Source organism: Segniliparus sp., from assembly GCF_051660745.1.
Lineage (GTDB): Bacteria > Actinomycetota > Actinomycetes > Mycobacteriales > Mycobacteriaceae > Segniliparus.
This window is the reverse complement of record NZ_JBOFQF010000005.1, coordinates 34,091-42,586: the sequence shown is the minus strand read 5'-3', so window position 1 is coordinate 42,586 and position 8,496 is coordinate 34,091. Positions and strand designations below refer to the sequence as shown.

10 protein-coding genes and 1 pseudogene are annotated in these 8,496 nt (G+C 69.6%); 4 read left to right on the top strand and 7 right to left on the bottom strand.

What is annotated here, in order from left to right; genetic code table 11:
* The first annotated feature begins 109 nt into the window (after window positions 1–109).
* Together ACRC20_RS02595 and ACRC20_RS02590 are read left to right on the top strand one after the other, a co-directional pair.
* The gene (locus ACRC20_RS02595) at window positions 110–757 is read left to right on the top strand and encodes an LpqN/LpqT family lipoprotein (protein WP_438684777.1); all 648 of its coding nucleotides are present in this window, start codon (window positions 110–112) and stop codon (window positions 755–757) included.
* 114 nt (window positions 758–871) lie between these two features.
* Window positions 872–1,594 carry a VC0807 family protein gene (locus ACRC20_RS02590; RefSeq protein WP_438684776.1) on the top strand — a complete coding sequence of 241 codons (723 nt, stop codon included), beginning with the start codon at window positions 872–874 and terminating at the stop codon, window positions 1,592–1,594.
* On the opposite strand, the pseudogene ACRC20_RS02585 reads toward ACRC20_RS02590, so the two are convergent.
* Window positions 1,591–1,860 (bottom strand): annotated as a pseudogene (locus tag ACRC20_RS02585) (carotenoid oxygenase family protein); the annotation flags it as partial. The gene ACRC20_RS02590 and the pseudogene ACRC20_RS02585 sit on opposite strands and share 4 nt — an antisense overlap.
* A 260-nt stretch (window positions 1,861–2,120) precedes the next feature.
* Here ACRC20_RS02585 and ACRC20_RS02580 point away from each other — a divergent pair.
* On the top strand, window positions 2,121–2,732 hold the full coding sequence (locus ACRC20_RS02580) for a PadR family transcriptional regulator (protein ID WP_438684775.1): 612 nt from the start codon (window positions 2,121–2,123) through the stop codon (window positions 2,730–2,732).
* Here the strand turns inward: ACRC20_RS02580 and ACRC20_RS02575 are convergent.
* Window positions 2,719–3,237: a nitroreductase/quinone reductase family protein gene (locus tag ACRC20_RS02575; protein WP_438684774.1), complete on the bottom strand. Its 519-nt coding sequence runs from the start codon at window positions 3,235–3,237 to the stop codon at window positions 2,719–2,721. The two genes, ACRC20_RS02580 and ACRC20_RS02575, sit on opposite strands and share 14 nt — an antisense overlap.
* Before the next feature lie 62 nt (window positions 3,238–3,299).
* On the bottom strand, window positions 3,300–3,923 hold the full coding sequence (locus ACRC20_RS02570) for a TetR/AcrR family transcriptional regulator (RefSeq protein ID WP_438684773.1): 624 nt from the start codon (window positions 3,921–3,923) through the stop codon (window positions 3,300–3,302).
* 112 nt (window positions 3,924–4,035) lie between these two features.
* Between ACRC20_RS02570 and ACRC20_RS02565 the strand changes: the two genes are divergently transcribed.
* Window positions 4,036–4,197 carry a hypothetical protein gene (locus ACRC20_RS02565; protein ID WP_438684772.1) on the top strand — a complete coding sequence of 54 codons (162 nt, stop codon included), beginning with the start codon at window positions 4,036–4,038 and terminating at the stop codon, window positions 4,195–4,197.
* Window positions 4,198–4,216: 19 nt separating this feature from the next.
* Here ACRC20_RS02565 and ACRC20_RS02560 read toward each other — a convergent pair whose 3' ends face one another.
* The 4 genes from ACRC20_RS02560 to cysK are packed head-to-tail and all read right to left on the bottom strand — an operon-like array spanning window position 4,217 to window position 8,365.
* Window positions 4,217–6,049: a YhgE/Pip family protein gene (locus ACRC20_RS02560; protein ID WP_438684771.1), complete on the bottom strand. Its 1,833-nt coding sequence runs from the start codon at window positions 6,047–6,049 to the stop codon at window positions 4,217–4,219.
* 2 nt (window positions 6,050–6,051) lie between these two features.
* Complete coding sequence (locus ACRC20_RS02555) at window positions 6,052–6,759, bottom strand: hypothetical protein (protein WP_438684770.1); 708 nt, start codon at window positions 6,757–6,759, stop codon at window positions 6,052–6,054.
* Between the two features lie 47 nt (window positions 6,760–6,806).
* The gene (gene epsC / locus ACRC20_RS02550) at window positions 6,807–7,421 is read right to left on the bottom strand and encodes a serine O-acetyltransferase EpsC (RefSeq protein ID WP_438684769.1); all 615 of its coding nucleotides are present in this window, start codon (window positions 7,419–7,421) and stop codon (window positions 6,807–6,809) included.
* A gap of 8 nt (window positions 7,422–7,429) precedes the next feature.
* Window positions 7,430–8,365, bottom strand: coding sequence for a cysteine synthase A (gene cysK / locus ACRC20_RS02545; protein ID WP_438684768.1), 936 nt, complete (start codon window positions 8,363–8,365; stop codon window positions 7,430–7,432).
* Window positions 8,366–8,496 lie beyond the last annotated feature (131 nt).

The following is an 8,496-nucleotide window of genomic DNA, read 5'->3' as shown; positions in this document are numbered from 1 at the left end:
TTTCGGCCGCCGCCCACGCGGCGGCCGAAAACCAGGTCGGCGGACGAAGGCCGAGAGCAGAGCCTTCTTTTATCTATGACAGCACTAATTGAGACACGAGGAGAACCCCATGTTCGCTTTCCGGGAGGCTTCGGCCATGCTGCTGGCCTTCGGAGCCGCGCTGTCGGGGTGTTCGGCGGACGAACAGGCCCTGACGGCCCCGTCGACGCCCGTCGCCGCCCGCACGCCCGCCTCCGACATGACCCTGGACCAGTATCTGCAAAGCCATGCCGTGTCGGTCCAGGCGCTGACGCCTGCGGACGACAGCACGCTGCGCGTCTCGCTGCAGCAGCCGTCCGGATGGCTTGCCTACGACGGCCAGCAAATACCCAACACCTACGTGGTTCTCACCAATAGGCGGGCGATCGACCAGAGCTTCGCGCCGAACGCGGTCGTCATCGTCCACAAGCTGAACGGGGACTTCGATCAGAGGGCGGCCATTCTGCGCGGCTTCGTGGACACGGAGAAATACAAGGACTTCAGAAGATCGAACGCGTCCTTGGACGATTTCGACGGCCACCCCTCTGCGGTCATCGAGGGCTCCTACAACGACGACAAGGGCCGGGCGCTCCACGTGCTCAACCGGTACACCATCGCAGGCTCCGGCGACCGCCAGTTCATCGTCTTGCTCTCCGTCACCACCACCGAGGGGCAGGCAGGCCAGCTTGCGGGCGACCTCAAAGCGCTGGACCAAGGACTGCGGGTCGGCGTGCGATGATCCGTGGCGGCAGGATATTTGTGGTTGTGGACGCCGAGGAGGGCAGGCGCCTGCCCCGGCTGTGTGCTCCTTCCTGCCGCACAGGAACGCCGAGAGACAAGTAGGTTCGTCGATATGGCCGCCTCTTCCATGCCGGACAGCCTCCGCGCGTACTTGACGCAGTTGCTGTGGCAGTTGGCGCCGTCGCTGGCGGTGTATTTCGGACTGCGGGCCTTCGGAGTCGCGGCGTATATCGCGATCCTTGCCGCTGTGGTGTTCGGAATAGCGCAGGCGGTGGCCGACGTCGCCCGCGGCAAGGCCGTGGACGGCTTCGTCGTAGTCGGTTTCGTCTTCTTCGGCGCGGTCGCGATCCTCATTCTTCTGACGAAGAACCCCAGGTACGGACAGCTCGCCAGCCTCGTGCCCGGAGTCGTCGGCGCGCTCGCGCTCCTCGTCAGCGCGCTCATCGGGAAGCCGCTGACACAGGCCGTCACCGCCAATTACAACCCTGGTCTCGCCCTGGGCGAGCTGCCCGGCAGGGGATGGGGCCCGGAAGACGTGGTGCGCTACACGGCGATGCACCGCAAGTCGAGCCTGGTGTGCGGCCTCCTGCTCGCGGCGCAGATGGGTCTTTTCGTCTTCGTCCTGCGCACGTGCTCGGTCGACGTCACGCAGCTGGTCTTCGATGTTCTCGGCGGGGGTTTCTCTTTTCTCATCGTCGTCTACGCGGTCCGGCAGGTTCGGCATTTCATCAAGACGACCGATGTCGCCCCGGCTTCGGGGCCGGGCCGAGAAGCAACCGCAGCGGCTCGTCATTCGCCCGCCTGGGACAACTCGACGGGCCCGCGCGTGCTCTAACGCCCGGCGGGGGCACAGGAGCCGTGGAAGCCGTGCGGCACGCGCGCCGGGAGGTGGACCGTCGCGACGGTCTCCAGCGTGCCCGCGTCGAGGATTTCCAGGTCGCTGCGGCCGGTGGCGCGGTCGTAGACGAGCCCCATCAGCACGCCCTCGTCTTCGCCCGCGTCCGGGCTCGCGGGCTCGAACACGAACTCGCCCGCCGCTTTGCCGGGGCCGAACGAGCGGGCCTGGGTCGTGCCGTTCGCCACGTCGTGTTTGAGGATGGCGCCGCTCGGGCCGTCGTCGGGGTCGAGAAGGGGGCGCGCGGTGTAGCCGCCGGGGAGCGTGCCGTCGAAGTCGCAGCCGTCGATGGTGTCGAGCTCCTTGGTGAGCTCGGTGCGGACGGGGCCGGGGTTCTGTTCGAGGAACTGGTTGCTCATGGCCGGACGGTTCATACTCTATTGATTGAGTAGACACTCAAATAACAGAGTATCAATCATTCGGTGACAAGATGCGATGTCCAAGGTCGCGGTGATTGGAGGTCGTGATGGCGCTGCGGCACGCCGTGCTCGCCGCGCTGCTCGACGTCGATGCGTCCGCATACCGGCTGACTAAAGTCTTCGACGCCTCGGTCTCGAATTTCTGGGCGGCGGTCCCGCAGCAGATCTACGCGGAGCTGCCCAAGCTCGAGGAGGCGGGGTTCGTCGCCGGGGTCGAAGTCGTCCAGCGCGACCGCCCGAACAAGCGGGTGTACTCGATCACCGGGGAGGGCCGCGCCGAGCTCTCCCGCTTCCTCCAGTCGGCGGGCAAGCCGGGCGTGGTGCGCGACGACCTCGTCGTCAAGGTTTACGCGCTCGGGGACGACCCGCAGGACGTCGAGGCGGTCGCGCGGCAGCTCGACGCGCGCGCGGCCGGCGCGCGCGAGAAGGCCGAGCTGTTCGCGCAGTTGTGCGCGGGCATGCTGGCGGGCCGCGCCGAGACGGTCTATTTGGCGGAGGCCGCCCGCGTGGGGCCGTATCTGACCTGTCGGCGGGGCCTCGAGTTCGAACGGGAGAACGCGCGGTCGTGCGCCTGGGCGGCGAAGGTTTTGCGGGCGCGGTCGCGGGGCGAGTCCATCCCTCGGCCGCCGGACGGCGCGGGCGGCGCTACGCGGGAGTGAGCCGGATGATGGGAATGGTGCGGCCCGCGGTTTTCGCGCGGTCGCGGTAGTCGGCGAAGAGCGGCCAGACGCGGTCGGCGAGCGCCCAGAGCCGGTCCCGCTCGGCGAGGTCGGCGACCTCGTGGGCGAGCATGGGGGTCCCGTCGCCGGATTTGGCGATGGCGACGTGCGGGTCCTTGCGGATGTTGTGGTACCAGCCGGGATGGCTGTCGCGCCCGTAGCTGGAGGCGATGACCACGACCGCGTCGCCGTCGTGGAAGTAGAACACCGGGTTGACGCGCGTGGCCCCGCTCTTCGCGCCGGTCGTGGTCAGCAGCGCGGTCGGCATCGCCACTCCCGAGGTCAAGCGCCCCCCGCTGGCCCGGAGGAGCCACGGGTCGATCTTCGGGGAGAGGTTGATGCTGGCCCATCTGCCCGGCTTGGTGCGAAGGATCGGGGCGTAGAGCCGGGACCAGAAGCCGGGGGCGGTCGGGTCGACGCGGGGGAGGGGCTGCGTGGGGGGCATGTGGTTCTCCGATCTCGGACGCGCGCGGCGGGACACAGCCCGTCGAATGCTCAAATAATAGACTAGTCGATGGGGCGGCGCGGGTTTTCCTGGCCCGCGCCGGTGGTTCGTCCGCCACGGACGGCCGCGCCGTCGAGCAGGATGTCGACCAGGCGCTCGGGCAGGTCCTCGGGGATCGGGTCGTCGGTGAGCAGGACGCGGGCGTGCAGAGGCGCCATCAGCGCCTCCAGCACGATTCGCGGGTCGGTTTCGGCGGGCAGGTCCCCGCGCGCGACCGCGCGGTCGACGACGGGCGAGAGCGCCCTGATCCGGCTCTGCCAGAACGCCGTGCGGGCGGTGTTGTACGCGTCGTCGGCTTTCAGCGTCGCCGCGTGGAGCGCGGTCCTCCCGACCGGGGAGTCCAGGTAGGCGGCCCCAGCACGGGTGAGGGCCAAGAAGTCGTCTCGCGTCGACCCGGTGTCGGCGGGGGGGATCGCGTCGGAGCTGCGCGCCGTCATGGCGTCGAAGAGCAGGTTCTCCCGCGTGGTCCAGCGCCGGTAGATCGTGGTCGCGTGGACCCCGCAGCGGCGTGCCACGCCCGCGACCGTCATATTCGCGACCCCGTTTTCGACCAGCTCCTGGAATGCCGCGTCCAGCACGACCCGGCGGACGTGCTCCCCTCTGCGGTGGGGAGCTGGAGATGCCACCCGTCAATTCTATCGCAACTTCTCTTGCGTACTTGTCCGTGCGCGTTGTAGTATCGCAACTGAAGTTGCGATAGCGGGGTGGGCGTGCCGCGAGCTTCGTCGGGGAGGGGGCGTGGACGGGTCGTCGTCGCGGCAGTCGCCGCACACGAGGGGTGGTGACGACTCGTCCACGTTCGTCGGCGGGGACATCGTCGACAACGCGATGCTCGAACGCTATCCGAATCGGCTCAACCCCGGCGTGTTCTGGATGAGCGCCGTCGCGCTCTGCCGCTGAGCCGTCCCGGCCCGGCCGGCTAGATCTTGATCGCGGGCATCAGCCGGGTGAGGCTCCAGAGCCGGTCCCGACGTGCGGAGAGCGAGGTGACCGCCAGTCCGCCGACCAGGATGCAGGCGAGCGTGATGACCGCCTGCCAGAGCCGGAAATCGACGCCGCCCAAGATGAGCTGGCGCAGCCCGTCCACGCCGTAGGTCATCGGGTCGTAGTGGTGCAGGGCCTGGAACGGCTTCGACGTGGTCTCCACGGGATACATGCCGCCCGCGCTGACGAGCTGCAGCATGAGCAGGGCCATGATGAGCACCCGGCCGACGGCGGGCCCGACGAACGCGTTGACCGCCTGCGTCGCGGCGACGAAGGCGAAGGAGACCAGGACCATGAACGCCAGCATCGCGACAGGGTGCGCAGCGTGCATCCCGAGGGCGAAGCGCACCACGCAATACAGGATGACCGCCTGGAAGATCCCGATCGTCGCGGCGGGCAGGTAGCTGGCGAGCGCCACGCGCAGGGCAGGCACCTCCGCCGCGACCGCCCGGCTTTGCAGCGGGCGCAGCACCATCCACAGCACGAGCGCGCCGAAGAACAGGGCGAGGGTGACGAAGAACGGCGCCATGCCGGTGCCGAAGTTGGGGGCCGCGTTCTTATGCGTGGCTTGCAGGTGGACGGGGCCGCCGATGGTGTCGGCGATCGAGTCTTTCTGCTGCGAGGTCCAGTCGGGGACTTTGCCCGCCCCCTCGGCGAGCTTCGTCGCGAGCTCGGAGGACCCCGCCCGCAGCTGCGCGGTGCCGGACTGCAGCTGCTTGGCGCCGTCGCGCAGCGCGACGAGCTTGTTCGTGAGCTCCTGCCCCTTGCTGCCGATCTGGTCGAGGCCGGAGTGCAACGGGCTGCCCGGCGAGCGCAGCGCCTCGGTCATCGCGATCGCCGCGTTCTCCCCGTCGGTGAGCTGCTGGCGGATCTGCGGGGTGAGCTGGTGCTCGCGGAGCTGGTTCTGGACGTCGCGCAGGGCGTCGGCGGAGTCGCGCGCGGCGGGGTCGTCGCTCGCCCGGAGCCGGTCGATCACCGACGCGAGCGAGGCGGCCGCCGCGTCCTGCGCCTTCGCGATGCCGCCGATCTGGTCGTTGGCCTGCCGCAGCGCGGCCGTGCCCTGTTGCAGCTGGTCGGTGTTCCCGCCGAGCGACGCGGTCGCCTTGGTGACGGCGAGCAGCGGCTCGGCGGCGGCGGCGATCCCGTCGGAGAGCTGCTTGGCCCCGTCGTCGACCTGCGCCGAGCCGCCCGCGAGCAGCTGGGCTCCGTCGGCTGCCTGTTTGATCCCCGCGCCCGAGGAGACGACAACGGACAGCACCTGGTTGACCGCCTGCCCGGAGATCCGGGTGGAGACGGCGCCGAGCACCTGGTCGACGGCGGTGCGCCCGATGCTGGAGGAGATGTAGTTGTTCGCGTCGTTGTACACGGCCACCAGGTCCGCCTTCTTCGGCTGCCCGGTCAGCGGCGAGGCGATCGCCTCGCTGAAATTCGGCGGCAGCTCCAGCATGAAGTAGTACTTGCCGTGGTCGACCCCGTCGCGCGCCTCCGCCTCGCTCACGACGTGCCAGTCGAGGCTGTGGTCGTCGGTCAGGCTCTTGGCGACCTCGGCCCCGGCGTCCACCCGCTGCCCGGAGACGATGGCGCCCCGGTCGGCGTTGACCAGCGCCACGGGCATTTTGTTCACATGGCCGAAGGGGTCCCAGTACGCCCACAGGTACAGCGCGCCGTACACCAGCGGCAACAAGGCGAGCACCACGACAGCCGCGCGGGTCAGCCTGCTGCGGCCAAAACGTTTGATCTCCGAGCCGAATGCGAGCCCAGCCAGCATGGTCAGTCCTTTCCGGTCAGGATGCGATGGTCGTGCAGATTGTGCTCGGGGGCGGCCTCGCCGAGCGGGTTGGTCACGCCGACGACGACGGTGCGCCGTTTGGCGATCTCGCCGAGCCGGTCTGCCGCGACGGCGCGCCGCCCGTTGTCGCGGACCTGTTCGAGGTCGCCGACCACCAGGATCGGGCGGTCGGGCAAGAGGGCGAGGGAGACGCGCAGCAGGAACAGCTCCAAATCGGTCAGATCGGTGACATAGGCGGCCGCCGGGGGCACGGGGACCTCGCCGAACACATCGGCCAGCACGGCTTCGGCGGCGCCGAGCGGCGCGGAGGAGTACCACGGCGCGAGCCATCGGCGTTGCTCGGCGAGCACGGTCCGCACGGTCACCGCCCCTTCCAGCTCGTCGATGTCGGCGAAGGCCGCGATCGAGGAGTGCTTGCGGATCGTGCCCGATCGCGTGTCGCCGAGCACGGACAGCGTGCCGCGATGGGGCTTGAGCCGCCCCGCGAGGGTCAGCAAGAGCGCGCTCTGCCCGGTCCCGCCGGGCATCTGGACAGCGTGGAAGCCGGGGCCGAGCTCGAGGTCGACTCCCGAGAACAGGGGTCCGTGCTCGCCGTCAACGCCCAGCCCCGAGGCCGCGATCAGCGGCGGTTCGGAGGTGGGCGGGTCTGCTTCTCGCGGCGCGTCGTCGGGCCGATCGTCTGACTCCATGACCGCACAGTCTAGAGGCTCCCGAACGGCGGCAGGCGGGCGTTTGGTCAGATGTACATCGCGGGGTCGATGTAGGTCGTCGGATCCACCCCGGGCTCGCGCTGCTTCTCGGTGCGGGGGCGCACGACGGCGGGGATGCCGGTCGCGGTCGAATCCGGGGGCACGTCGCGGGTGACCACGGCGTTCGCTCCGATGGCGCTGTCGTCGCCGATGCGCAGCGGGCCGAGGACTTTCGCCCCGGCCCCGACGGTGACCCGGTTGCCGATCGTGGGATGGCGCTTGCCCGCGTTCAGGGACCGCCCGCCGAGCGTGACGCCGTGGTACACCATGACGTCGTCGCCGATCTCGGTGGTCTCCCCGATGACAACGCCCATGCCGTGGTCGATGAAGAACCTGCGCCCGATGGTCGCCCCCGGATGGATCTCGATGCCGGTGAAGAACCGGGCGGTCTGGGACAGCACCCTGGCGGGCCCGCGCAGGGCGGGTCTGGCCCACAGGCGGTGGGCGAGCCGGTAGGACCAGATCGCGTGCAGGCCCGAGTACACGAGGGCGTTCTCGAAGTCGCCGCGCGCCGCGGGGTCGTGGCCGCGCGCGTTCTGCAAGTCCTCGCGGAGCGTGGACCAGATGGAAGCCGTATCGCGCAGTGTGGACAGGACGGACATCGCGGCGGTCAGTCCCGGAGGTGCTCGAAGAGCGGGGTGGAGATGTAGCGCTCGCCGAAGTCGGGGACGACCGCGACGATGAGCTTCCCGGCGTTCTCCTCGCGCTTCGCGAGTTCGAGCGCGGCCCAGACGTTCGCGCCCGCCGAGATGCCCCCGAGGATGCCCTCTTCGGTGCCCAGCGCCCTGGCGACCCGGATCGCGTCGTCGAACCCGACGTCGACGATCTCGTCGTAGACGCCCCGGTCGAGCACCTCGGGGACGAAGTTCGCGCCGATCCCTTGGATCTTGTGGGGGCCAGCTTCGCCGCCGTTGAGGATCGGGGAGTCCTTGGGCTCGACGCCGACGATCCGCACGCCGGGCTTGCGGGCCTTGAGGGCCTGCCCGACTCCGGTCAGCGTTCCGCCGGTCCCGATGCCCGCCACGAAGACGTCGACGGCCCCGTCGGTGTCGGCCCAGATCTCCTCGGCAGTGGTGGCGCGGTGGATCGCCGGGTTGGCGGGATTGGCGAACTGGTCGGCCGCCACGGCGTTGTGGGTGTCGGCGATGATCTGTTTGGCCTTCGCCACGGCCCCGGCCATGCCCTCCGAGCCGGGGGTCAGCACGATCTCGGCCCCGAACGCGCGCAGGATCACCCGGCGCTCGACGGACATCGTGTCCGGCATCGTGAGGATCACCTTGTACCCTCGGGCGGCGCCGACCATCGCGAGCGCGATGCCGGTGTTGCCGCTGGTGGCCTCGACGATGGTGCCGCCGGGGCGCAGCTCTCCCGAGCGCTCCGCCGCGTCGATGATCGCCACCCCGATGCGGTCTTTGACGCTGTTGGCGGGGTTGTAGAACTCGAGTTTGACCACGACTTCGGCGACCAGCCCGGCGGTCAACCGGTTCAGCCGGACGAGGGGCGTGCGCCCGACCAGATCGCTGACGTTCTCGTAGATGTTGCTCATCGCTGACCCTTCTCGTGGAGCGGCGTCACCAGTGCCTCGCCTGACTCACAGTACGGTACTTGCCGCCGCGCTGTTCCCTGCGCCCGCCGCCGGGGCGGAGGCCCGGTCCGGGGAAAAAGATCAACGTGGCC

Excerpts from the sequence above, each read along its gene's own strand:
- ACRC20_RS02595 (WP_438684777.1), top strand. The coding sequence starts at position 110 with ATGTTCGCTTTCCGGGAGGCTTCGGCCATGCTGCTGGCCTTCGGAGCC.
- ACRC20_RS02590 (WP_438684776.1), top strand. The coding sequence starts at position 872 with ATGGCCGCCTCTTCCATGCCGGACAGCCTCCGCGCGTACTTGACGCAG.
- ACRC20_RS02580 (WP_438684775.1), top strand. The coding sequence starts at position 2,121 with ATGGCGCTGCGGCACGCCGTGCTCGCCGCGCTGCTCGACGTCGATGCG.
- ACRC20_RS02575 (WP_438684774.1), bottom strand. The coding sequence starts at position 3,237 with ATGCCCCCCACGCAGCCCCTCCCCCGCGTCGACCCGACCGCCCCCGGC.
- ACRC20_RS02560 (WP_438684771.1), bottom strand. The coding sequence starts at position 6,049 with ATGCTGGCTGGGCTCGCATTCGGCTCGGAGATCAAACGTTTTGGCCGC.
- ACRC20_RS02555 (WP_438684770.1), bottom strand. The coding sequence starts at position 6,759 with ATGGAGTCAGACGATCGGCCCGACGACGCGCCGCGAGAAGCAGACCCG.
- epsC (WP_438684769.1), bottom strand. The coding sequence starts at position 7,421 with ATGTCCGTCCTGTCCACACTGCGCGATACGGCTTCCATCTGGTCCACG.
- cysK (WP_438684768.1), bottom strand. The coding sequence starts at position 8,365 with ATGAGCAACATCTACGAGAACGTCAGCGATCTGGTCGGGCGCACGCCC.